General features: G+C 61.3%; 19 protein-coding genes, 1 tRNA gene and 2 pseudogenes. 11 read left to right on the top strand and 11 right to left on the bottom strand.

The annotated features are described in order from the left end of the window. Positions 1-22 precede the first annotated feature (22 nt). The 4 genes from MOK15_RS05120 (at position 23) to hflX (ending at position 5,698) form a co-directional block, all read left to right on the top strand. The gene (locus tag MOK15_RS05120; RefSeq protein WP_242930607.1) at positions 23-2,278 is read left to right on the top strand and encodes an ATP-binding protein; all 2,256 of its coding nucleotides are present in this window, start codon (positions 23-25) and stop codon (positions 2,276-2,278) included. Beyond that, on the top strand, positions 2,268-3,638 hold the full coding sequence (locus MOK15_RS05115; RefSeq protein ID WP_242930606.1) for a sigma-54 dependent transcriptional regulator: 1,371 nt from the start codon (positions 2,268-2,270) through the stop codon (positions 3,636-3,638). Before MOK15_RS05120 ends, MOK15_RS05115 begins: the two co-directional genes overlap by 11 nt. 176 nt (positions 3,639-3,814) lie before the next feature. Then, on the top strand, positions 3,815-4,297 hold the full coding sequence (hfq, locus tag MOK15_RS05110) for an RNA chaperone Hfq (protein ID WP_242930605.1): 483 nt from the start codon (positions 3,815-3,817) through the stop codon (positions 4,295-4,297). A 66-nt stretch (positions 4,298-4,363) separates the two neighbouring features. Continuing rightward, positions 4,364-5,698 carry a GTPase HflX gene (gene hflX, locus MOK15_RS05105; RefSeq protein ID WP_242930604.1) on the top strand — a complete coding sequence of 445 codons (1,335 nt, stop codon included), beginning with the start codon at positions 4,364-4,366 and terminating at the stop codon, positions 5,696-5,698. 23 nt (positions 5,699-5,721) lie between these two features. Here the strand turns inward: hflX and MOK15_RS05100 are convergent, their stop codons facing one another. The 5 genes from MOK15_RS05100 to MOK15_RS05080 form a co-directional block, all read right to left on the bottom strand. Next, on the bottom strand, positions 5,722-6,279 hold the full coding sequence (locus MOK15_RS05100; RefSeq protein WP_242930603.1) for a nuclear transport factor 2 family protein: 558 nt from the start codon (positions 6,277-6,279) through the stop codon (positions 5,722-5,724). A 23-nt stretch (positions 6,280-6,302) separates the two neighbouring features. Then, positions 6,303-7,166: an SDR family NAD(P)-dependent oxidoreductase gene (locus tag MOK15_RS05095; RefSeq protein ID WP_242932637.1), complete on the bottom strand. Its 864-nt coding sequence runs from the start codon at positions 7,164-7,166 to the stop codon at positions 6,303-6,305. 40 nt (positions 7,167-7,206) lie between these two features. After that, a complete protein-coding gene (locus MOK15_RS05090) occupies positions 7,207-8,019 on the bottom strand; it encodes a TauD/TfdA family dioxygenase (RefSeq protein ID WP_242930602.1) in 813 nt (270 codons plus the stop codon). 131 nt (positions 8,020-8,150) lie between these two features. After that, positions 8,151-8,711, bottom strand: coding sequence for a TetR/AcrR family transcriptional regulator (locus MOK15_RS05085; RefSeq protein ID WP_278254119.1), 561 nt, complete (start codon positions 8,709-8,711; stop codon positions 8,151-8,153). A gap of 192 nt (positions 8,712-8,903) precedes the next feature. Then, complete coding sequence (locus MOK15_RS05080) at positions 8,904-10,094, bottom strand: MipA/OmpV family protein (RefSeq protein WP_242930600.1); 1,191 nt, start codon at positions 10,092-10,094, stop codon at positions 8,904-8,906. 209 nt (positions 10,095-10,303) lie between these two features. Here MOK15_RS05080 and MOK15_RS05075 point away from each other — a divergent pair, with 209 nt between their 5' ends. The 4 genes and pseudogenes from MOK15_RS05075 to istA form a co-directional block, all read left to right on the top strand. Then, the gene (locus tag MOK15_RS05075; protein ID WP_242930599.1) at positions 10,304-10,900 is read left to right on the top strand and encodes an RNA polymerase sigma factor; all 597 of its coding nucleotides are present in this window, start codon (positions 10,304-10,306) and stop codon (positions 10,898-10,900) included. After that, positions 10,890-11,852: a FecR domain-containing protein gene (locus MOK15_RS05070; RefSeq protein WP_242930598.1), complete on the top strand. Its 963-nt coding sequence runs from the start codon at positions 10,890-10,892 to the stop codon at positions 11,850-11,852. The genes MOK15_RS05075 and MOK15_RS05070 overlap by 11 nt, the downstream gene beginning before the upstream one ends. A 40-nt stretch (positions 11,853-11,892) precedes the next feature. Further along, positions 11,893-14,202 carry a TonB-dependent receptor gene (locus tag MOK15_RS05065; protein WP_242930597.1) on the top strand — a complete coding sequence of 770 codons (2,310 nt, stop codon included), beginning with the start codon at positions 11,893-11,895 and terminating at the stop codon, positions 14,200-14,202. Positions 14,203-14,383: 181 nt separating this feature from the next. Then, positions 14,384-15,148: pseudogene (istA, locus tag MOK15_RS05060) on the top strand (IS21 family transposase); the annotation flags it as partial. A 39-nt stretch (positions 15,149-15,187) separates the two neighbouring features. On the opposite strand, the gene MOK15_RS05055 reads toward istA, so the two are convergent. Continuing rightward, complete coding sequence (locus tag MOK15_RS05055; RefSeq protein ID WP_242929997.1) at positions 15,188-16,411, bottom strand: IS256 family transposase; 1,224 nt, start codon at positions 16,409-16,411, stop codon at positions 15,188-15,190. A gap of 58 nt (positions 16,412-16,469) precedes the next feature. On the opposite strand from MOK15_RS05055, the pseudogene MOK15_RS05050 reads away from it, so the two are divergent. The 3 genes and pseudogenes from MOK15_RS05050 to MOK15_RS05040 form a co-directional block, all read left to right on the top strand. Beyond that, positions 16,470-17,237 (top strand): annotated as a pseudogene (locus MOK15_RS05050) (IS21 family transposase); the annotation flags it as partial. Next, the gene (gene istB, locus MOK15_RS05045; protein WP_242930106.1) at positions 17,227-18,033 is read left to right on the top strand and encodes an IS21-like element helper ATPase IstB; all 807 of its coding nucleotides are present in this window, start codon (positions 17,227-17,229) and stop codon (positions 18,031-18,033) included. The pseudogene MOK15_RS05050 and the gene istB, both read left to right, overlap by 11 nt. Before the next feature lie 46 nt (positions 18,034-18,079). Further along, positions 18,080-18,415: a hypothetical protein gene (locus MOK15_RS05040; protein WP_242930596.1), complete on the top strand. Its 336-nt coding sequence runs from the start codon at positions 18,080-18,082 to the stop codon at positions 18,413-18,415. A 154-nt stretch (positions 18,416-18,569) separates the two neighbouring features. Here the strand turns inward: MOK15_RS05040 and MOK15_RS05035 are convergent. The 5 genes from MOK15_RS05035 to mreC all read right to left on the bottom strand — a co-directional run bounded on the left by MOK15_RS05035 (position 18,570) and on the right by mreC (position 23,388). Continuing rightward, positions 18,570-18,645 (bottom strand) — tRNA-Lys (locus tag MOK15_RS05035). A 120-nt stretch (positions 18,646-18,765) separates the two neighbouring features. Then, complete coding sequence (gene rodA / locus MOK15_RS05030; protein ID WP_242930595.1) at positions 18,766-19,878, bottom strand: rod shape-determining protein RodA; 1,113 nt, start codon at positions 19,876-19,878, stop codon at positions 18,766-18,768. Continuing rightward, a complete protein-coding gene (mrdA, locus tag MOK15_RS05025; protein ID WP_242930594.1) occupies positions 19,875-21,950 on the bottom strand; it encodes a penicillin-binding protein 2 in 2,076 nt (691 codons plus the stop codon). The genes rodA and mrdA overlap by 4 nt, the downstream gene beginning before the upstream one ends. After that, positions 21,947-22,477: a rod shape-determining protein MreD gene (mreD, locus tag MOK15_RS05020; protein ID WP_242930593.1), complete on the bottom strand. Its 531-nt coding sequence runs from the start codon at positions 22,475-22,477 to the stop codon at positions 21,947-21,949. Before mreD ends, mrdA begins: the two co-directional genes overlap by 4 nt. Next, a complete protein-coding gene (gene mreC, locus MOK15_RS05015; protein ID WP_242930592.1) occupies positions 22,474-23,388 on the bottom strand; it encodes a rod shape-determining protein MreC in 915 nt (304 codons plus the stop codon). The genes mreD and mreC overlap by 4 nt, the downstream gene beginning before the upstream one ends. Between the last annotated feature and the right edge of the window lie 15 nt (positions 23,389-23,403).

The raw sequence follows: 23,403 nt of genomic DNA, 5'->3' as shown, positions 1-23,403 counted from the left end.
GGCTTGTTGTAACAAAGCCACTATGAACGGCGCAACCACCCTACGCAGGCGGGCCACCGCATGGCGAAGGCATTTGCCGCCTTTCCTGCGCCGTGGGCGCCTGGCCGTGCTGGTGGAGGCTTTCACATTAGCCCTGTTGGTGGGCATGGCGGGCCTGACCTATCATCTGCTGGCACGCAGCGGCGAATCCTACACGCTGCTGACGCCGCCAATCGTCGCGCTGCTGCTGGTGGCGAATCTGGTGCCGGCCATCGCCCTCCTAATGCTGCTCGGTCGGCGGGTGGCGAAGCGGCGCGCGGCTCAATCGGCGATCGGTAGCGACGGGCAGTTGCACGTTCGGCTGGTTGCGATGTTCTCTATCGTCGCCAGCGTGCCGATGTTGCTGGTCGTGATCTTCGCGTCCCTGCTGTTCCAATATGGCGTGCAATTCTGGTTTTCGGACAGCGCGCGGGGGATGCTGCAAAATGCGAGCGAACTGGCGCGCGGCTATTATGAGCAGAATCAGCGCGAGGTGCGCGACGAAACGCTCACCATGGCGGGCGATCTGCGCGATTATCTGAACCAGTCGGAGGTTTCCAGCCCTCGCTTTGCAGAGGGCTATATCTATCAGGTCGTTACCCGGAAGCTGAACCGATCGGCCATCATCGAAGTCGGCAAGGACGGCATTGCCCGCACCGCGGCAACCGTCGATCCCGAAAACCGGCCGGCTTCGGAAATGCTCGCGCCTGAAGTGGTGAAGCGGCTGGCGGCCGGCGAGGATATCGTGGTCCGCGCCCGGCCCAATCAGGTCGAAGCAGTGACCCTGCTCTACCCCAATTCGAAAATCTACCTCTATGCTACCCGAAACGCCGGTACGTCCTCTTTCAGCAATGTGACGCAGGCGCAAAAGGTGCTGGCCGACTATGATATTTTCTCGGCTCAGTCCCGTGCGCTCCAATTGCGGTTCAACATCGCGTTGTTCGTGGGGTCGCTGCTGCTGGTCGGCATTGCCGTCTATATCGCGCTGGCCGTCGCCGACTGGATGGTCCGGCCCGTCAATGAACTGGTGACGGCGGCGCGACGGATTACGGCGGGTGATCTGTCGGCGCGCGTCACCAGCCCACAGGCAAGGGACGAGATCGGCACGCTGGCTGCCGCCTTCAACCGCATGACCCAGCGGCTGGAAGCGCAAACCGGCGCGCTTGTAGCCGCCAATAGCCAGTTGGATGAACGCCGCGCCTTTATCGAGGCGATCCTGTCCGGCGTCAGCGCGGGTGTGCTGTCGGTCGATCTACAGGGCGTGATCCTGCTGCTCAACAGTTCGGCTGCTGCGATCCTGGTAGAGGAGGGGGATGATCCGGTTGGTCGCCCGCTTGCCGACGTGTCGCCGGAACTGGCCGAGTTCGTTGCGTCGGAAGAAGGTGCCGGCATCGTCCAGGTGCGTGCGCATGGTGATTTGCGGACGCTCGCGGTCAAGCTGTCGCAGGATGCGTCACGCCATATCCTGACCTTCGACGATATCACCCAGCAACTGTCCGACCAGCGCCGCGCCGCCTGGTCCGACGTAGCGCGGCGCATCGCGCATGAGATCAAGAACCCGCTGACGCCGATTCAGCTTGCCGCCGAACGGCTGCAACGCCGCTATGCCGAGGAAATAACGAGCGACAAGGCGACTTTCACGCGCCTGACCGGCACGATCGTCCGCCAGGTGGGCGATTTGCGTCGGATCGTGGATGAGTTTTCTTCCTTCGCGCGGATGCCAAAGCCCGTTTTCCGGCGTGAGGCGATTGGCGACATTGCGCGCCACGCCCTGTTCCTGCACGAGGTGGCGCATCCTGACATCCGCTTCGAATATGAAGCGGCTTCGGAGGGTATGGAACTGGTCTGCGACCGGCGTCAGCTTGGGCAGGCATTGACGAACATCGTGAAAAATGCCGTCGAAGCCATTGAACCAAAGCCAGTTTCGAACGATGGGACGCCGCGAGGCCATGTCCGCATGTGGCTGACGCGCGAAGGGGACGATCTGCTGATCGGCGTGCGCGACGATGGCATCGGTCTGCCGCCGGAGCGTGAGCGGATATTGGAACCCTATATGACGACGCGATCCAAGGGGACGGGTCTGGGCCTCGCCATCGTCAAGAAGATTGTCGAGGAGCATCTGGGGGAGATTCGCTTTGACGATGCCGATGGTGGCGGCGCATCTGTGACCTTGCGGTTCGCCGCGGGTGCGCTGGAAAAACTGGAAGAGGGTCAGGTGATAGCCCTGCCTAAAGGAAAAGTGACGGCCAATGGCGCTTGATATTCTGATTGTGGACGATGAAGAGGATATTCGCGATCTGGTCGCGGGTGTTCTGGAAGATGAAGGCTTCGCCACCCGCACCGCCGCCAACAGCGACAGCGCGATCGATGCGCTGGATTCGCGCCGTCCTTCGCTCGTGCTCCTCGATGTCTGGTTGCAGGGGTCGCGTCTGGATGGGTTGGAATTGCTGGACGAGATCAAGCGCCGCGATCCGAGCATCCCGGTGCTGATGATTTCCGGTCATGGCAATATCGACACCGCCGTCGCCGCCATTCGGAAGGGGGCGGCCGATTTTATCGAAAAGCCGTTTGAGGCCGACCGTCTGCTCCATCTCGTTGCCCGCGCGACGGAAACCGAGCGGCTGCGGCGGGAAAACCAGGTGCTGCGCGCCCGCTTTGGCCAGGATGATGAGTTGACCGGCACGTCGGCGGTCATCAACAGCGTCCGCGCCACGATCAAGAAGGTCGCGGGCACCGGTAGCCGTGTTCTCATTTCCGGTCCGGCCGGTGTCGGCAAGGAAGTCGCCGCGCGGATGCTTCATAGCTGGAGCGGCCGCGCCGATGCGCCCTTCATCATCGTCGCCGCTGCGCGCATGGACCCTGATCGCGTCGAGGAGGAACTGTTCGGTCTGGAAGATTCCAGCGGGCTTGCCCGACCGGGTTTCCTGGAGCAGTCACATGGCGGCACGCTCTATCTGGACGAGATCGCCGACATGCCGCTGACGACGCAGGGCAAGATATTGCGCGTCCTTACCGACCAGAGCTTTACCCGCGTCGGCGGCCAGCGGCAGGTGAAGGTCGATGTGCGCGTCATTTCCTCGACCGCGCGCGACTTGGCGAGCGAGATTGAGGAACGCCGCTTTCGCGAGGATCTGTTCTACCGCCTCAATGTAGTGCCACTCGCCATTCCGCCGCTGTCCGAACGACGCGATGATATTCCCCCGCTGGTCGATCATTATCTTGCCCGTTTCGCAGCGGATCGTCGCGTGCCGTCGCCGGAGATCGCCAGCGACGCTCTAGCCGCGCTCCAGGCCAATGAATGGCCGGGCAATGTCCGCCAACTGCGCAATGTGATCGAACGCACGATGATCCTGGCGCCGGGCGACCGGATCGGCCGGATCGAACTCGACATGCTGCCGGCCGAACTGACGAGCGGTGGTGGTGGGGAGGGGATCGGCCAGTCCGCGATCATGGGCGCGCCCCTGCGTGAGGCACGGGAAAGTTTCGAGCGCGAATATCTGCGGATCCAGATCCGGCGCTTTTCGGGCAATATCTCACGCACCGCGACCTTTATCGGCATGGAGCGATCGGCGCTGCATCGCAAGCTCAAGCTGCTCGGCATCACCGAAGGCAAGGAATAGCCCGTTTTTGGCCAATGCGTTACGGAATTTGGCCAAAGCGCATCTCGACCATGGACGCCTCTTCGCCATTGCGGTAGAACGAGCGCGCTCCCGGTGCGCGGGGGCGAGCAAGACACTCTGCTTAAGGGTGCGAGAGCGGGCAACGTCCCGCCAAGAATATAGGACCGGCGACGACCATGGCCGATAAAGTGAACAATCTTCAGGACATTTTCCTGAACAGCCTGCGCAAGAGCAAGACCCCTGTGACCATGTTCCTGGTCAAGGGCGTGAAGTTGCAGGGCATCATCACCTGGTTCGATAATTTCTCCGTGCTGCTGCGCCGTGACGGCCAGTCGCAGCTTGTCTACAAACATGCGATTTCGACCGTGATGCCGGCCCAGTCGATGGACCTGACCGAATTACGCAAGTCGAGCGACGGCAACGGCAAGTCGAAGCTGCTGCAGGAAATCTTCCTGACTGCTGTCCGCAAGTCGGGCAGCCCGGTGACGATGTTCCTGGTCAACGGCGTCATGCTGCAGGGCGAAATCGCCGCCTTCGACCTGTTTTGCATGTTGCTGGAGCGGGATGGCATGGTACAGCTCGTCTACAAACACGCTATTTCGACGGTCCAGCCGCTTCATGCGCTCGACCTGACCGGCGAGAACGAACAGGACGATTGATCGTCCGCCCGGCCGGTCCGCCGTTGATCCAGTGGACCGGTACGCGGGGAGATGCTTTAAGCCGCCATGGCCATATTCAACCGCGACTCCGATGATGAAGTGGCGCGCGGCGCGCGCGCCGTCGTCGTTCATGCCGAAACCCATGGCGCCGACCGCCGCGACAGTGATGCGCGGCTGGAGGAAGCGCGCGGCCTTGCCCTAGCCATCGGTATCGATGTGCGCGCGGCCCAGGCTTTTCGCGTGCGCGACCGGAAACCAGCCACGCTCTTTGGCAGCGGTCAGGTCGACCAGATCGCAACCCTCGTCAAACAGGAAGAGGCCGAACTGGTCATCGTCGACAACAGCCTGTCGCCGGTCCAGCAGAGCAACCTTGAAAAGGCGTGCGAAGCCAAGGTGATCGATCGCACCGGTCTGATCCTCGAAATCTTCGGCGAACGTGCGGCCACCAACGAGGGCCGCCTTCAGGTGGAACTCGCCCACCTCGATTACCAGGCCGGCCGCCTTGTGCGAAGCTGGACTCACCTTGAGCGGCAAAGGGGCGGTTTCGGCTTTCTCGGCGGCCCCGGCGAAACGCAGATCGAGGCGGATCGCCGCATGATCCGCGACCGCATGGCCAAGATACGCCGTGAACTGGATCAGGTAACGCGCACCCGCGGTCTGCATCGCGCCCGGCGTCAGCGCGCGCCCTGGCCGGTGATCGCGCTGGTCGGCTATACCAACGCCGGGAAATCGACGCTGTTCAATCGCCTGACCGGGGCGGATGTCATGGCGGAAGACCTGCTCTTCGCCACGCTTGATCCCACCATGCGCCAGATTGCTCTGCCTGGCCTCGACAAGGCGATCCTGTCCGACACGGTGGGCTTCGTTTCCGACCTGCCGACGCAGCTCATCGCAGCTTTCCGCGCGACGCTGGAGGAGGTGCTGTCGGCCGACCTCATCGTCCATGTTCGCGATATCGCCCATCCCGATAGCGAAGCGCAACGGGATGATGTGCTCGACGTCCTGGGTGAATTAGGGGTCAGCGGCGAATCCGCGCTGGATCGGAGCGAAGGCGATCCCGAACCGCCACCAATCATCGAGGCATGGAACAAGCTTGACCTGTTGAGCGGCGAGGAAGAGGTGCTTGTCCGCGAACAGGCTGTCCGGCGCGACGATGTGGTAATCCTTTCGGCGCTCACGGGCGAGGGGGTCGAGATGCTCCAGCGCACGATCAGCGACCGCATGACACGCGGCGCGAAAATCTATGGCCTGCGCATTCCGATTTCGGATGGCGCGGCGATCGCCTGGCTGCACGAACATGGCGAAATGCTCTCCACCGCCGTCGAGGATGAAGAGACACGGGTCGAAGTGCGCCTTTCCGATGCGGCATTCGCGCGTTTTACCAAGCGAAGCCGGAAGTAAAGGGCGCTGTCGCCCGATCTTGTTCACCATCGGTCGACGGCTTGGTCCAGCGAGAGAGGATATTGATAGGAGACATCGCGTCTGTCGCGTTGCCCCCTGGTGTAGCCCTGTTCGATGAACCGGGGATGTTGCAGGATGGATGCGTCACCCGCGATCAATGTGTCGACCGTCGAGCGCCGAAGGGAGATCCGCCATTCGCCGTCGCGCCGTTCGACGCGATCGATATAGCGACCGTTGATGATCCGCGCCGTCTTCCCGCCGCAATCGAGCAGCGATACCATCACATAGCTTTCGCAGTGCGCGACATCCCCATCGATTTCGCACAAATGCGTCGTGATATTGTGCAGGTGAGACTCCGATCCGGCTGCATGGACCGCATTGGACCAGCGCGCATAGTTTGGCCCGGCATTGATGGCATGGCCATGTTCGTCGATCCCGTCCGGATGATAGGCGGCGGTCAGCAGGTCGACATCGTGCCGGTCATGGCCCCGCGCATGGCGTGCGATCAGATCTTGAATGGCCAATCGATCCTTCAGATAAGCCACATCCTGGCGGAGATTTTCCAGATCCGCATCATTCATCCCGTGCCTCCTTCGTCCTGCATTCATCGCAATATCAGGGGATGTTGAGGCCGCGGCGCTACCTGATGCGTGTCACGGCAGGAGCGTGGCTGGCGTCCATTGCTGTCGGCAAATCCATAGCGCAGGCCGATTTCCGCGCCGATCACGGTCTGGCCGCTAAGGTCCATCAGCGCGGGATCAGTATATAGCGCCCAGATGGCTTCCCCGGTAAATTCCGGCGTCTCGGTCGTGGCTTCCAAGTCCTTATATTTCACGGGATCGGAGGCAATCACCATGCGCAGCCGGTCGGTCAGCAGCGCGCCCATCCAGATCGAAAGGGCCGCGACGCCATGAGGGCGGAGGTCGACCGCCATGTCGGCAGCAAATTTGTCCACCCCCGCCTTGTGCGCGCCATAAGCGGGGCCGAAAGAATAATGCGCCGCGCCGGAGGCTGAGGTGAAGATAATTAGCCCGTGGCGCCGCGCGACCATGGGCGACGCTGCATAATAGCTTGCGACATAGGAACTGCGCAGACCAACATCGAGCATGTCGACGATCCCGATCGGTTTTTCCCAGAAATCGCCGGGCGCCGTCAGATCGTCATGCAGGGCGCAGGCATTGTTGACGAGGATGTCCAGCCGACCCCGCTCCTGTTCCACCTGCATGAACAGTGCCCGGACCTGTGCGTCGTCGGCATGATCGATGCGTACGGCAATACCATGCCCGCCCGCATCAGTGACAGCCTGGGCCGTTTCTCCTATCGTGCCGGGAAGGGCGTGATCGCCGGTCTTTTCCGAACGGCCCGTGACATAGACGGTGCAGCCATGGCGACCCAGCGCGATGGCTATACCTCGTCCTGCACCTCGGCTGGCGCCGGTCACGACCGCAACGGGCGGCGGTTCTTTCATCATCGGCTTCCTCAATGAATGAATGGAAAGCGACTTGCGCTCAAGCGAAGGGTTCTTCGCCGGCTAGCGTGGTACGATGCATCAGCCGCCCGCTATCCATCGCATAGGGAAGTGCCCGATGCATGGTTCCCGTATTGTCCCAGATCACCAGGTCGCCCAGCGTCCATTCGTGGCGATAGACGAACTGAGGCTGGGTCGCATAATCGCGCAGACGGGTGAGCAAGGCCCAGCCTTCACGCAGATCCATGCCTTCGACATGCGAAGCGGTCGACCCCAGCACCAGCGATTTGCGGCCTGACCGGTGCGTCCAGACCAGCGGCAGCCTGCTGGGCTGGAACTGCTGCCAGGATTGCAGCAAGGCATGGCTTGGTTCGGGCTGGACATAGCGCTGGGCGACTTCGAACATGTGGACGATCTTCAGCTTTTCCAGGGCTTTCTTTTCGGATTCCGGCAGATCGTCATAGGCGGCATAGGTGTTGGAAAATTCGGTCTGCCCGCCGGTATCGGACAAGCGCCTGCTGCTCATCAGCGATGCGAAGATCGGAACGTCGCCCATGGTGCCGTCAATGTGCCAGTAAAAGGCGCCCTTGATATATTCGGCGACCGGATTTTCCCTGGGGTCCATCGTGATCTTGAAGGTCTTTTCCTCAGCGATCGAGCCAAGGGTCTTGGTAAAGTCGATTTGTTGTTCGTCGGTGAGATGGATGCCGCGGATCGCGATCACGCCGCGCTCCTCCAGCATCGACCGGATACGGGCAGAACAGGCGCCGCTCATCAGCATGTCTACATCGGCCGTGATTTCACTGCCGATCCTTGGCGCCAGGTCCCTGACCTCGAAACCTGCCTGATCCATATGCCTTCCCTTCCAGCCTGCGCCATAAAGCTGGGCGCAATGTCGCGATCCATGGGGCGGGTGATCGCATTCCCATCATGCTAAGCATTTGCTTAGCGTCCGGACGGCGCGGCTGGCAAAAGGAAATCCGCTTATGGCGTCCCACCGCCCATTCCATCGCCAGGGCGGTCTTTCAGGCGTGCGAAAAGCCACTCCATGAACTGGTATGTTTCATCATGTCCGGCCACGATGCCGACGCCTTCCTCCATCACCAGCACGCGCGCTATGCCCGCCAGTAGGACCGAAGCGGTCGCGGGGGTGCATGGTCCCAGATCTATGCCCGCTTTTTCCATCGCCCGCTTCAGCGCCACAGATTGCACGGCGCGGATCTCATCGGCATAGCGGGCAATCTCCCCGCGGATCGCCTTTCGATGATTGGCGAGCGCCATGAACTCCATGGCCAGGGCCGTGCGGCTGGGATCGATGCTCAGCGCCCATAACGCGGCCCATGGATCATCCGCGAGCGCCGCTTCCTTATGTCGCTCCAGGCTTTGTTCCGCGCCCCGCTGATAGGCGGTGACCAACAGATCATCTGTCGTGGGGAAATAATAATGCACCAGGGAGGGATTGAGGCCAGCCCGGCTTGCCACCTTGCGGCCGCTCACCGCTGCATAGCCTTCCTCAACAAGGAGGGCCAAGGTTGCATCCAGCAATTTTGCCCGCGTGGCAGGTTTTTCCGTTCCGAAGCGTCGGTCTGTGCCTTTGCCGGTCTTGGGTGATGGAGGGGAGGGGACGTTCAACTTTGGCTCCGCAAAATGAATATGCGGGCTGAATAGCCGATCTGGTTGCGCTTCCCTATAGGCGGGCCACCCCGCCGTCAGCCAAAGACCGACAGCGGGGCAATTTTACGATCCAAAGCGGTATGAGAGGGAGAGGAAGCCAAGAGGCTGCGTCTTGTGAAAGACGATTGGGCTGTCCTGCACCTTGCCGAGCAGGGTGGTGACACCGGCCGATGCACCTAGGCTGATACGATCCGTCAGACGATATTGCGCGCTAACCATCGCGGATGCATCCTTGAAACCGCTCCCGGCCCGAAACTGCGGCAGTCCGGACGCCAGGGATTGTTCCGCATCTACGCCGAAATAGCGGTCATTATGCTTCTTGTCCGCCCATGTCGTTCCGATCGTTGGAACAAGGACGAGGCGGGAAGATAGCATGATCGGATAGGACAGGCTGGCATCGGCGATGACGCCCTTGGTGCCGCCAGCGAAGCCCTTTGTCGCTCCCAAGGTAGCGATGAAACCTCCCGCCTTCAGATTGACGAAGAGCCGTCCGCCCGCTCCCACCGAGAGTCGGCCGATCCCCTCGGGTGCGTCCCTGCGGCGATAGCCCTGCATGAACGTCACGCTGGCGCCGGCCGTGATGACGTCGTTGTCGATTGCGTTGATGCCGATGCCGTTGCGGAGATTAGCGAAGACTGGTCCCCAGGCTATATCGATCGCGGGGAGCGGCATCAGCCGATAGTCATCGGCACCCTGATAGGCCGGCGTATAGGCCGCGCCGAGACCAATGATGATATGATCCTTGTCCTGTGCCTGTGCGGACGCCCCCCAGCAAATGAGCGAAAGGACGGGAACGACTGCAAGGAGGCGGGGACAGGATTTGACCAGATAGAGCATGAATATTCTCGCAAGTTTCGGTCTACAGGAGACTGTGGACATGGGTTGGGATAGGCGATTTTCTTGTTCGAGATCATAGCCGTTCAGCCGATCTGCCATGGTTGCTTCGCGCTGGCGCCGGGAGCGGGCAATGGATGGTGGCGGACAGGTCGGTGCAACGAGCCGGGCTATCGCATCGATCTGACACGGATCGTAACCGGCGTTGCGGATACGTTCATGTTCAGTCTGCGCCAATCCATGCCCCCGAAGCCGAAGCAGCACCGCATAACGCCGGAGCGCTTCGAGCCGGGGGTTGGCGAGTGGCAGATGCGCTTGCGACCCGAACAGGCTGAATGAGCGGCTCCCCGGTGGCTTCAGGCTGGACAAAGGATCGTGACGCGACAGGGCGATCACCGTCAATTCGATGGATGACATCATGGCATCGGGCACCGGGGCATTCTCCTTTCCTCCTGAGATGCCGATGCCTGTGTGGACCCCCATCAAAAAAATCGTTCGGTGATAATGGCGTAGGGGCATGGTGCTGCGCTGCCCGCGTCACCGCCTGGTCCACGGCCTGCCGGTCCCTTCCATGTAGGACATCAAACAAGTCGATTGTTAGATGTCGGTGCCGGGGTTAGGACCGCGCCATGTGTTCGGAACGGGTCGATCAGCAGGATATGGCAACTGGCGGCTTGCTGGGCGTCTTTATAGCGTCCCGTCCCGCTCTGTTACGCTACCTCATGCTGCGCGGCGCGGTAGCGGAGGAAGCGGAGGATATCCTTCAGGAAATCTATCTCAAATTGTCGGTCGACAGGATCGGGCCGGTCGCCGAGCCGCGCGCCTATCTGTACCGGATGACCAATAATCATTTTCTGGGACATCGTCGCGCAGCGGGCCGACGCATCCGCCGTGAGGAAGATTGGGTGGATGTCCATAGCGGGGAGGAGCGGGAGGTCGACGAGCGGCCGTCGGCCGAAGCGCAACTTATCGCACGTGAGCAGCTTGCCATCTTGCAACGCGTGCTCGACGGCCTTCCTGAGCGAACCCGCACGATCTTCCGCCGCTTTCGGATCGAGAACGAACCGCAACGTCAGATCGCGGCCGATATCGGCATCAGCGTCAGCGCGGTCGAGAAGCATCTGACCCGCGCCTATGAGGCAATTGCAGCCGCGAAGCTGCGCCTTGATGGGGATCGCGGCGATCCGCGGCATCTCAGGGGGGAAAGAGGGCGTCATGGGATCTGAGGCACAGGACAGCGCGCGCGCGCAGGCCATCGAATGGCACATCCGTCTACGCCAGGGCGACGATGCCACCTGGGATGCGTTTGCCCAATGGCTTGCGGAGGATCCGCGCCATGCGGATGCCTATGACGAAATAGAAGAAACCGATCTCACGATCGAAGCGCTGCTGCCCGATGTGACTTTCCCGGAGGCCGTCAATGATGACGATATTCCGCTCGATCCACCAGCTTCCCGATGGGGCCGCTGGGGACTGGTCGGCAGTCTGTTGGCGGTATCGGTTGCTGCGGCCATCATTTTCGTTCCACAGCTCACCACCAGCCGGTATGAGGTTGCTACCGGTCCAGGACAGAGGGAGATCGTCAGCCTCGACGCCGGAACGCAGGTAATGCTCAATGGTTCGACGCGCATGACCTTCGACCGTAAGGATACTCGCTTTGCGTCTCTCGCGGCCGGGGAGGCTCTGTTCCATGTTCAGCATGACAGCGCCAGGCCGTTCAGACTGAAGGTCGGCGATAATCAGATCGAAGATCTTGGAACGATCTTCAACGTCGTGCGCGACGCAGGGGAGGTGCGGGTTGCGGTGGCCGAGGGCAAGATTCTCTATAATCCCGAAAGGGAGGCGATCCCGCTCCAGGCGGGTCAGGCTCTGGTCGATTCATCCGCTCGCGGATCGATCCGCATAATCCCTGCTCCGGTCGCTTCTGTCGGGGCCTGGCAGAAGGGACATCTCGTCTATACGGGCGAGCCATTGTCGCAGGTAGCGGCCGATCTTGGTCGTGCGATAGGTGTCCGCGTCGCTGTATCGCCCGCTATTGCGGGTCGCCCCTTTTCCGGCGCCATCGCCATCGATGGGAATGATCCGGATCAGCTCAGGCGCCTGATGCCGGCCCTCAATGTCACCTTTGAAGCCGGACCCGACGGCTGGACGATGAAGCCTGCCGGTGCGGGCCGCTAGTTGGGCGGCTGTCGCCGTCAATGCTATGTTCGGGTTTGGCATGGCCGATGTTGCCTATGCGCGGCATTTCAACATTCCACCCGGTCGCCTGGGTGAAGTCGCGGCGGCGCTGGGTGCGCAGGGGGGCATCACGGTTGCCGTTGCGGACCCGGATCTTGCAAGCCGCCGCTCTCCGGGTGCCAGGGGCAATATTTCCGTCCGCACGGCCTTGACCCGCGCCTTGCGCGGAACGGGTACGGAAGCTGTCTTCTATGACGGCGCTACCGTTCGCATTGTCCGGCAAAGGGCGACGCCACCACCACCACCCAGAAGCACAAGGCCTGCGCCCGCAAAAATCCCTGATATCCAACCGCTTCCAGATATTCTCGTCACCGCCAGCAAGCAGAATATTCCGCTCGATACCTATCCCGGATCGGTGAAGTTCGTCGAGTTTAATTCCGGCTGGATCGCCAGCAATGCGGCAGGTGGCACCGCCGCCATCACCAAGCTGTTGCCAACGCTTGGAGCGACCAATCTTGGCCCCGCGCGGAACAAGCTGTTCATTCGTGGTATCGCCGACAGCAGCTTCAATGGTCCGACCCAGGCCACGGTGGGGCAATATCTGGGCGATGTCCGGCTCAACTATAATGCGCCCGACCCCAATCTTAATCTCTATGACATGAAGCATATCGAGGTGCTGGTCGGCCCACAGGGCACGCTATATGGTGCAAGCTCGCTTGGCGGCGTCATTCGGCTTGTGCCCAATGCGCCAGATATCGACAATGCGTCCGCGACTGCGTCGGCGGGCATCAGTTCCACCCGTTTCGGGGGAGTGGGCGGCGATGGCGCAGCCATGATCAACCTGCCGGTGATCGACGGTCGGATCGCCGTCCGCTTCGTCACTTTTGTCACGCATGAGGCAGGGTATATCGACGATCCTTCGCGTGGGCTGCGGAACATCAACAGCACCACCAGCTATGGTCAGCGGATGACCTGGCGCTTTGAGGACATTTTAGGTCTGACTGTTGATCTGGGCATCGCTACACATAATACCGCCACCGGCGACGGGCAATATACGCTGCGCGGCGATGAACCGCTGACCCGCAGCAACAGCATCTCTCAACCCTTCAAAAATACTTATTATCTGGGCTACCTCACTGCACGACGGATGCTGGGAAAGGCCGAACTGGTTTCGACGACTTCGGTCGTCCGCCATGATCTCAGGTCAGTGTTCGACGCATCCGGGCATGACGGATCGACGTCGCCCGCACAATTTGAGGAAAATAATAACATCACGCTTTTCAGCCACGAAACGAGGGTTTCGGGCGGCGGGAAAAAGACGCCATGGGTGGCGGGCGCTTCCCTAATCTATAATGCCAGCGCACTGTCCCGCACCCTCGGAAAACCTGATGCCCCGGTGCAGATAACAGGCGTCGTCAACTATCAGGCAGAGGCGGCTCTGTTCGGGCAGTTCTCCAGGCCTATCCTATCGACATTGACGGGCACGGTCGGCGGACGATTGACCTATGCGCGCAGCGTCGGAAACCTGCTCGATAACCCCATGGACAAATCCAACGAGCCGTTCAGCAATGAATTGCGCTTCTCCGGCACGCTCGGTCTGGACTGGCATCCGCCCGGTTCCTTTTCGGCCTTCGTTCATTATCAGCAGGGATATCGGGCCGGTGGGTTGGCGGTAGCTCCATCAGGATCGGCCCTGGAAAGCAGGAAATTCGCGGCTGACGACTTGTCCATGAGTGAAATCGGCCTTCGATTGGGTAACAGGGAGAAGGACCGGTTATCGGTTCGGGCGGCTTTCTTCTTCGCCGACTGGAATCATATTCAGGCCGATCTGATCGACAATTCCGGCCTGCCCTATACCGCCAATATCGGCAGCGGCAGGATTTACGGGCTAGACGGAGAGATTATATGGCGCTTGTCATCGGCGCTCACACTTACCGCAGCGGCCTTCCTCAACGATAGCGACCTTTATGCGCCGGAAGCGGAATTTGCGACGCCCGGCGAGCAAACCTTGCCGAACATTGCACGCGATGGGATCCGCCTTGTCGCAGGCTGGCGCAGGAATATTGCACCTGGCGTCACCCTGAGCAGCGAAGCATCGGTGCGGTACATTGGAAAATCCCGGCTCGGCGTAGGGCCGTTGCTCGATATTCCGCAGGGAGATTATACGGTCGGAGATGTCGGTGCGCGGATCGACTTTGGCAGATTTGGCCTTTCGTTGGACGTCACCAATATAAGCGATATTCGCGCCAACAGCTTCGCATTCGGGAATCCCTTCAGCCTGGCGCGGCGCGATCAGATGACGCCACTTCGACCGCGAACCATCCGGCTTGGCATCAACGCGCAATTTTAGGGTGCCTCACATTACAAGCCGGGAGAGACCTCCCCTGAATTTATTAGCCTGGCTTATGTAGGCAATCATTGTTGATTTCCACTGAGAAGTGACCCGGGTAGGGCGTAAATTTCCACTGAGAATTGACCCATGTTGAACTCGTCCCTGGCTTTGACAAGCGAGGGTATATGGAGTGTTGGACATGGCGTTATTAAGCGTTATCCGGCGCTGGCATTTTCGCGATCATCTACCGATCCGGGAGATAGCGCGGCGCACCGGACTATCACGCAACACGATCCGCAAATATTTGCGGTCCGAGACGATCGATCCGCGGTTCAAGGTGCCCGATCGACCAAGCAAACTGGACCCATTTGCTGAGCATCTGGCGGCCTGGCTGCGGCGCGAGATGGGCCGATCGCGCAAGCAGAAGCGCACGATCAAGCAGTTTCACGCCGATCTGGTGAGCCTGGGCTATGAAGGATCCTACAACCGGGTTGCCGCTTTTGCTCGGGACTGGCGCGAAGATTATCGGCGCCAGCAACAGATTGGCGGGCGTGGGACATTCGTGCCCCTATCGTTCGCGCCGGGGGAAGCTTTTCAGTTTGATTGGAGCGAGGACTGGGCAATCATCGCCGGGGTTCGGACCAAGCTGCAGGTCGCGCATTTCAAGCTCAGTTACAGCCGGGCATTCATCGTGCGTGCCTACCTTCTGCAAACCCATGAGATGCTGTTCGACGCCCATAATCACGCCTTCCGCGTGCTGGGCGGCGTGCCGCGCCGGGGTATCTATGACAATATGCGCACTGCCGTCGACAAGGTCGGGCGTGGCAAGAAACGCACCGTCAACGCACGCTTCCTGACGATGGTCAGCCACTATCTGTTCGAAGCTGAGTTCTGTAACCCGGCTGCGGGATGGGAAAAGGGGCAGGTCGAGAAGAATGTCCAGGATGCGCGGCACCGTCTGTGGGACTGTCAGGAATTCCGTGTGTGGGCGGGCGGTTGAACATTACGCTGCCATGGCCTTGATGAAGCGTTCTCCGAACAGCACGGCGAACTGGGCCTTGGCCATGGACCACTCACGTGGCGGCATTTTCCACTCTTTCTCGGATCGGTTCAAGATCAGATAGAGCAGCTTGGTCGCTGAATCGTCGCTGGGAAAGTGCCCCCTGGCCCTGACCGCCCGTCGAAGCTGGGCATTCAACGCCTCGATGGCGTTTGTCGTATAAACGATGCGGCGGACCTCGTCGGGGAAGGCAAAGAACGGGATAACCTCGGCCCATGCACGGCGCCAGCTCTGGCCGATCGCAGGATAGCGCCGACCCCATTCGCCGGCCTCGAAGGCTGTCAGGGCCTCCTCGGCAGCGATGGCATCGGTGGCGCGGTAGACGGTCTTCAGTGCACCAGCGAGCGCCTTGCGATCCTTCCACGACACGAAGTCCATCGAGTTGCGCAGCAGGTGGACGATGCAGGTTTGGACGATCGCCTCGGGGAACACGGCGGTGATGGCCTCTGGAAAGCCCTTCAGGCCGTCTACGACGGCCAGCATGATGTCCTCAACACCGCGGTTCCTCAGCTCGTTCATCACCCGCAGCCAGAATTTGGCGCCCTCGTTCTGCTCGATCCACAGGCCCAGGACGACCTTGCCGCCATCGGCACGCACGCCCAGCGCGATGTGGATAGCCTTGTTGCGGACCAGACCTTCGTCACGGATCTTGACCCGGATCGCGTCGAAGAAAACCAGCGGATAGGCCGGATCGAGCGGTCGGGCCTGCCAGGCGGCGACCTCTTCGAGCACGGCGTCGGTCACCGTCGAGATCAGGTCCGGCGAGACGTCGATACCGTACAGATCGCGCAAGTGCCCGACGATCTCCCGTGTGCTCATGCCGCGCGCATACATCGAGACGATCTTGTCGTCGAAGCCCGGAAACCGGCGCTGGTACTTGGCGATCAGTTGCGGATCAAAGCTGGCATGACGATCGCGCGGCACCTCGATCTCGATCTTGCCGGTGTCCGTCACCACCGTCTTGCGGCCATAGCCATTGCGGCTGTTCCCGACCTGCGGGGCATCGCCAAGGTGGTAATCCATCTCGGCGTTGAGCGCCCGTTCGGCCAGCGCCTTCTTCAATGAATCCAGCAGGCCGCCCTGCTGGAGCGCACTGGCGGCATCGCTGCCGGCCAAGAGTTGATCGAGTAAATCAGCCGGGATCGCCGGCTCCTTGCGTCGAGGCATACAGGGTCTCCTTCTTACCCATTATGCCCGCCCACACACGGAATTCCTGACAGTCCCCCGTCTGTGGCAACCAACGCCGCAGGCCGAGAGCCTTGATGCGCTGAACCTGTGGCTGGAGGAGCGCTGCAAGGCGTTATGGGAGGACATCCCTCACGGGATCGAACCCGGATCGGTTGCCAATGCCTGGGCCGATGAATCTGAGTGTCTGATGGTTGCGGGCAGGCCCTTCGATGGTTTTGTGGAATATCGCAAACGGGTATCGCCGACCTGCCTCATCCACTTTGAGCGCAATCGCTACAGCGTACCGGCCTCTTTCGCCAATCGCACTGTCAGCCTGCGCGTCTATCCTGATCGCTTCCAGGTCGTCGCCGAGGGACAGCCAATCTGCACGCATCAGCGCATCATCAACCGCTCTCACGACGGTCCAGGTCATACGGTTTATGACTGGCGCCATTATCTGGCGGTCGTGCAGCGCAAGCCCGGCGCCCTGCGCAACGGTGCGCCCTTCCTTGAGCTACCCGATGCGTTCCAGCGTCTGCAGCGACATCTGTTGCGCAATCCTGGCGGCGACAGGGAAATGGTCGAAATACTGGCGCTGGTTCTTCATCATAATGAGCAACTGGTGTTGACGGCGGTCACCATGGCGCTGGAGGCTGGCGTTCCGACCAAGACCCATATCCTCAATCTGCTCTACAGGCTGGTCGACGGAAAACCGATCTCCACGCCGCCGGTGACGGCGCCCCAGGCGCTCAAGCTGGTCAGCGAGCCGATGGCCAATGTCGAACGCTATGATGATCTGCGCAAGGAGAAGCGTCATGCGTCATGACCCTGCCAGCGGCGCCATCGTCGTCATGCTCCGCAGCCTCAAGATGCATGGCATGGCGCAGGCCGTCACCGATCTCATGGAACAGGGATCTCCAGCCTTCGAAGCCGCCATTCCGATCCTCTCCCAGTTGCTCAAAGCCGAGACAGCAGAACGGGAGGTTCGATCTGTGGCCTATCAGCTTAAGATCGCGCGCTTCCCTGTCTATCGCGATCTGGCCGGCTTCGACTTTACCAGTAGCGAGGTCAATGAAGCTCTGGTGCGTCAGTTGCATCGCTGCGACTTCATCGACATCGCCGACAATATCGTGCTGGTCGGCGGTCCTGGCACCGGCAAGAGCCATGTGGCAACGGCGCTGGGCATCCAGGCCATCGAACATCATCGAAAGCGCGTCCGCTTCTTCTCGACGGTCGAACTGGTCAATGCGCTCGAGCAGGAAAAAGCACAGGGCAAGGCCGGTCAGATCGCCAATCGCCTCCTGCACTCTGATCTCGTTATCCTGGATGAGCTTGGATATCTGCCGTTCAGTGCTTCAGGGGGCGCGCTGCTCTTCCATCTGCTGAGCAAACTCTACGAGCGCACCAGCGTCATCATCACCACAAACCTCAGCTTCAGCGAATGGGCCACCGTGTTCGGCGACGCCAAAATGACCACGGCGCTTCTCGATCGGCTTACCCATCATTGCCACATCCTGGAGACCGGCAACGATAGCTTCCGCTTCAAAAACAGCTCTGCCAAGCAGATCAGAACCGAAAGGAGAAAACCACGGGTTGACCCGCCCATGACACCCGAAACATAATCCGCAGACGGGTCACTTCTCGATGGAAAACCCGGGTCACTTCTCAGTGGAAATCAACAGCAAAGCGATCCAAAGCCCTCGGTGGTCGTCCATACTGATTGCGATGATCTCGCACCTGAAAGCAGCGGGAGTTGAGGGCGAGCAGCTTGTTCGCGAACTGCATATCCCCGCGAAGGTAGGAAGCCACACTGGCGAAGGGTTCCGCTATCACCACAAGCTCGGAATCTCTTTGCAGGGGCAATCTGCTGCGGACGCATGGAAGGAAGTCGACCGGCTTGCCAAGAAATGGAGCGTCCCGGTGAAGGTGGAGTTTTGGTGGCGACAGAACAGCAAGGCGCAGTTTCCCGGACGGACGGGAGGGCTGCGGTCGGGGGGTGCCTAACGCTATCAGGCCCCACACCTAGCCGGTGTGGGGCGCTGCTATGATGGGCGCTTACGCTCCCCGGCCGCTGCTTACGATTTGCTTATGGGAAAACCGTAAGCAGTTTTCAGAGCGATTTGCGTTCCACATATTCACTTGATTTTGTTGGAAAAAATGGTGGACGCACTTGGGCTCGAACCAAGGACCCGCTGATTAAGAGTCAGCTGCTCTACCAACTGAGCTATGCGTCCACGCTGGCGTTGGCTGAACCCCTGCGGGTATCGCTCCGGCGTGGGCGGGCTGTTAGCAGTCGCTTGCGATTCTGCAAATAGTAAATCGTTTATGATGGAAATTTTTCAAACGATAGCGGCTCAGGCCCAGTTCCCCGGGTTTGCGCGACGTCTGGTCGATCGGTCGATCGCCATGATGATCCCCACGCACAGCATGACCGTCAGCATCGACGATCCGCCGTAGGACATGAAGGGCAGGGGAATGCCCACCACCGGCGCCAGGCCCATCACCATCATCAGGTTGATCGCGACATAAAAGAATATGGTGGTGGTCAGGCCCGCAGCGACCAGCCGTGCGAACTTGTCCTGCGTGCGCATCGAAACGCGAATACCCCAACGGAACAGCAGCATGAACCCGCCGATCAGCAGCACGCCGCCCAGCAGCCCCCATTCCTCCGCCATGGTTGCGAAGACAAAATCGGTGTGGCCTTCGGGCAGATAGTCGAGATGGCTCTGTGTGCCTTGCAGGAAACCCTTGCCCCACATGCCGCCCGAACCGATCGCGATCTTGGACTGGCTGATATGATAGCCCGCGCCCAGCGGATCGCTTTCCGGGTCCATGAAGATGAGGACGCGGTTCTTCTGGTAATCATGGAGGAAGCTGAAGGCGATGGGGACGACGGCGGCCAGGGCCAGGCCGGAACCAACGAACAGCCGCAGTGGCAGGCCGGCCAGGAACATCACGGTGATGCCGCCGGCCAGGATCATAGTGGCGGTCCCCAGGTCCGGTTGGATGAGGACCAGCGCCCAGGGGAAGCCGATGAGGACGAGCGCCGGCCATATCGCGTTCCAGCGGCGGATTTCGCCCACCGGCAGCATGGCGTAGAAGCGGGCGACGGCCAGGACGATGATGGGCTTCATGAACTCGGACGGTTGCAACTGCATGAAGCCCAGATTGATCCAGCGCTGGCTGCCGCCGGCCACGCCGCCGATCAGTTCCACCAGCACGAGCGCGAGCAGTATCGCGCCGTAGGCGGGGAAAGCGAAGCGGGCGAACAATTCCACCGGCACACGGCTAAGTACCAGCGCCATGACGGAAAAGATGCAGAAGCGGACACCCTGGTTGACGGCCCAGGGAAAGATGCTGCCGCCCGCAGCGCTATAGAGCACCAGCGTCCCGAAGGTGGCGATGGCCAGCAGCAATAGCAGCACGCGCCAGGGGAATTGGGTCAGGGGTTGGGGAATGAGGCTCATGGCGCGTCCGTGGCGTCGCTGCCTGGCGGCGGCGGGATGTCGTCGGCGTCGTCTGGCGCTGCGGCGGGAGAAGCGGCTGGCGCTGTCGTGTTGGAGGCCGCGTTGGTGGCAGTGTCTGCGACGGGGGGAGGTGCCTGTCCCTTCTCGATCGCCTTGGTGAGGCGGAAGGCCGCCATCTGCCGCGCTTGTCGCTCGGCGGGCGTACCGCCCCAACCCTTTTCCAGCGTGACCAGCTTCTCCATCGCCTTGTCGGGATCGAACAGATAGGACATGGTGTCGCTGGCGATCATCGGCGCGTCTTCGTTCCGGATCATGTGCCCGCCATGCTCTATGATGCAGGCGACGGCGTAGCGCGGATTGTCGAATGGGGCAAAACCCTGAAACAGGGCATGGTCGCGCAGCTTGAAGGCGAGCGAGCTGTTGCCGCGCACGCCACCGGCGCGCTCGGCCATGGTGATGCGCCGCACCTGCGCGGTGCCGGTCTTGCCCGCGATCAGCACGCCGGGAATGTTCATCCGCGCCGCACCACCCGTGCCGCCGCCATTGACCACGGCGCTCATCGCGTCGCGAATGATGGCCAGATGCTCCTCGGTGGCCCCCACGGGCGCGGGCGCAGGGCGCTGAGCGCCTAGCACGAAGTTCGGCATCAGTTGCCTGCCGGTCGCCAGGCGCGCCGCCATCACCGCCATCTGCAGCGGGTTGATGAGCATATAGCCCTGACCGATGGTCGCGTTCACCGTGTCGTACACCTGCCAGGGCTTGTTATATTTGCGTTCTTTCCAGGCCGGGTCGGGGACCGTCCCAAAGCTCTGGCTGGGGAAGGGCAGATCGAAACGCTGGCCCATGCCGGCGCGTCGCGCCATCTGTGCGATCCGGTCCATCCCGATGCGCTGCGCCATCTGGTAGAAATAGATGTCGCAGCTCTGCGCGATCGCGCCGCGCATGTTGAGTGGACCATGGCCGCGGCGCTTGTGGCAATGGAACAGCGTATTGCCGACGCGGATCGCGCCGCCGCAACTGATCGTCTCCTGCGGCCCGACACCGGCCTCCAGCAGGGCCAGCGCCACCATCGGCTTGACCGTCGATCCGGGCGGATAGAGGCCCTGCAGGGTCTTGTTGCGCAAGGGGACATGATCGTCCTTCGACAGCATGTCCCATTCCATATGGCTGATGCCGTCGGAAAAGCTGTTGGGATCGAAACTGGGCATGGAGGCCATGGCGAGCACGTCGCCATTGGTGCAATCGATGACGACCACCGAACCGCTCTGCGTCGCAAGGCGCCGCCCCGCAAATTCCTGCAGCCCGGCGTCGATCGTCAGTTGGATGGACTTGCCGGGCGTATCGGGCCGCGTGGTGAGTTCACGAACGATCTTGCCGCGCGCCGTCACTTCCACCCGCTTGGCGCCGGGTTTTCCGGTCAGGTGCCGGTCGAACGCCTTCTCAAGCCCGTCCTTGCCGACCTTGAAGCCCGGCGTAATCAGCAGCGGATCTTTGCGCGCCTTATAATCCTCCGCCGTGGCCGCGCCGACATAGCCGAGCAGATGTCCTACCGTGGCGCCAGCCGGATAATAGCGCGAAAAGCCCTGACTGGGCGCCACGCCGGGGAGGTCGGGCAGACGGACGCTGATGGCGGCAAATTGGTCATAGGTCAGCTTGTCGGCAATCTGGACGGGGCGGAATCCCGCCGATTTGTCCAGTTCCTCGCGGATGCGGTCCACATCGTCCGGTTCCAGGCTCAGCAACTGGGCGAGATGCCGGATCGTGGCTTCGCCGTCGACCACCCTCTGCGGGATAAGGTCGACGCGGAAATCGGTGCGGTTATTGGCCAGCGGCTTGCCGTGCCGGTCGAGTATCCAGCCGCGCCGCGGGGGGATGAGCGTCAGGTTGACGCGGTTGCTTTCCGAAAGAAGGCTGTACTTCTCATTTTCCGCCACGCTGATCCAGGCCATGCGGCCGACCAGCAGCGCGCCAACGGCACCCTGCAACCCTCCCACGACCATCGCGCGACGAGAAAAGGTAAAGGATTGAGTGGCTTCGGTAACGATCTTGCGCTTGGATTTTAGGAGCTTCATGCCATTACGCGCCAGCGATCGATCCGGGCGCATTGCCGGATCATGAAGGGAAAGAGCAGGACCGACCAGACCATTTGCGGCGCGACCAACAGCAATCTTATTTCGCCTCCGCCCGTGATCCGCGCGAAGAACACACCTCCGGATATACAGAAGATAATGGCGACAGAAGCGATTAGCCAGTCCTGCTTATAGCTGCGCCACACCATGCGATGGTCGATGGCGTCTATTCCGATCAGCGCGACGGTCCACAGGAACATGGCGGACCCGATGGGCTGTCCGCTCACCAGATCGTCGAACAGGCCGAGCGGCAGGGCGATCCAGGCGCGCCACAGTTCCGGCCGCAGCAACCGCCAGGACAGCAGCAGCAGCAGGCCGAAGAGCGGCATGACCGGCGACTGGGCAATCAGGGGTAGTATGGCGCTGGCAAGGGAACCCAGCATCACCGTGATGACCGGCGTGCCGATCAGGCGAAACTGGCCCGGATATCGGCCGAGGCGCGGCACATGCAGCAGATGCGGGTCGATCACGGCACGCTCGCGTTGCTGGCGGGCGCGGTCTCCTGTTGCGCGGCCACGCCCGGATCGCCGCGTGTCACCACCTGCTCGAAAGCGCGCTCGACCACCACCGCGTCTACGCGCGATGGGTTAGCCAGCGGAAAGCCCCAGGCGATCTCCCCCTCGACGCGGACCACCACGGCCACCGGAATATTGGGCTGGTAAATGCCGCCGATACCCGACGTCACCAGCAGATCGCCGGGCTTGAACGGGTTGCGTCCTGCCGAAAGGGCGCGAATTTCGAGCGAGCCATCGCCCGCACCGGTAGAAATGGCCGGCACACTGTCATTGGCGCGGCGAACCGGAACGATATTGCCGGTATCGGTCAGCAACAAGACTTCGGCGGTGTTGGGCGTCGTGCTGTGCACGCGGCCGATCAGCCCTTCGGTGGCGCGGACCGGCATTCCGGGGCGGACACCTTGCCAATGTCCCGCATTGAGTCGTGCGAAACGCCGCGTGCTGCTGGGGGAGGAACTGATGAGCCGTGCGGTCAACAGGTCGCTTTGATCTTCGTCGACCAGTTTCAACAGCTTTTTCAGGCGCGCATTTTCCTGCCTGACCGCCTTCGCTTCGATGATGCGATTGCGATCCGCCTCGACCTGACGGCGCAGCGCGACATTCTGCGACCCCGCGTGCCAATAGGAGGCCAGGACTTCGTCGATCGAGTTGACGCCGCTCACCATATTCTTCAGCCCTGTGGACACAGGACGCATCAGTTCGGCCGTGACGGTCCGCAGGCCAGAAAAGCCGGTCGGGTCGAAGACCGCGACCACGACCAGCAGTAAGCCGGCTACCGCTCCGGCAACCGCCACTACATAGCTTGCAAAGAGGCTATATTGCGCCTTCCGGTTGATGCCGGGGCGTCGGCTGGGTGGCCGCGCCATCAGGATTTCCTTCCG

Origin of the sequence: Sphingobium sp. BYY-5 (assembly GCF_022758885.1) — a bacterium.
Taxonomy (GTDB): domain Bacteria; phylum Pseudomonadota; class Alphaproteobacteria; order Sphingomonadales; family Sphingomonadaceae; genus Sphingobium.
Note: the sequence above shows the minus strand (reverse complement) of the source record. Positions and strands in the feature narration are given on the sequence as shown.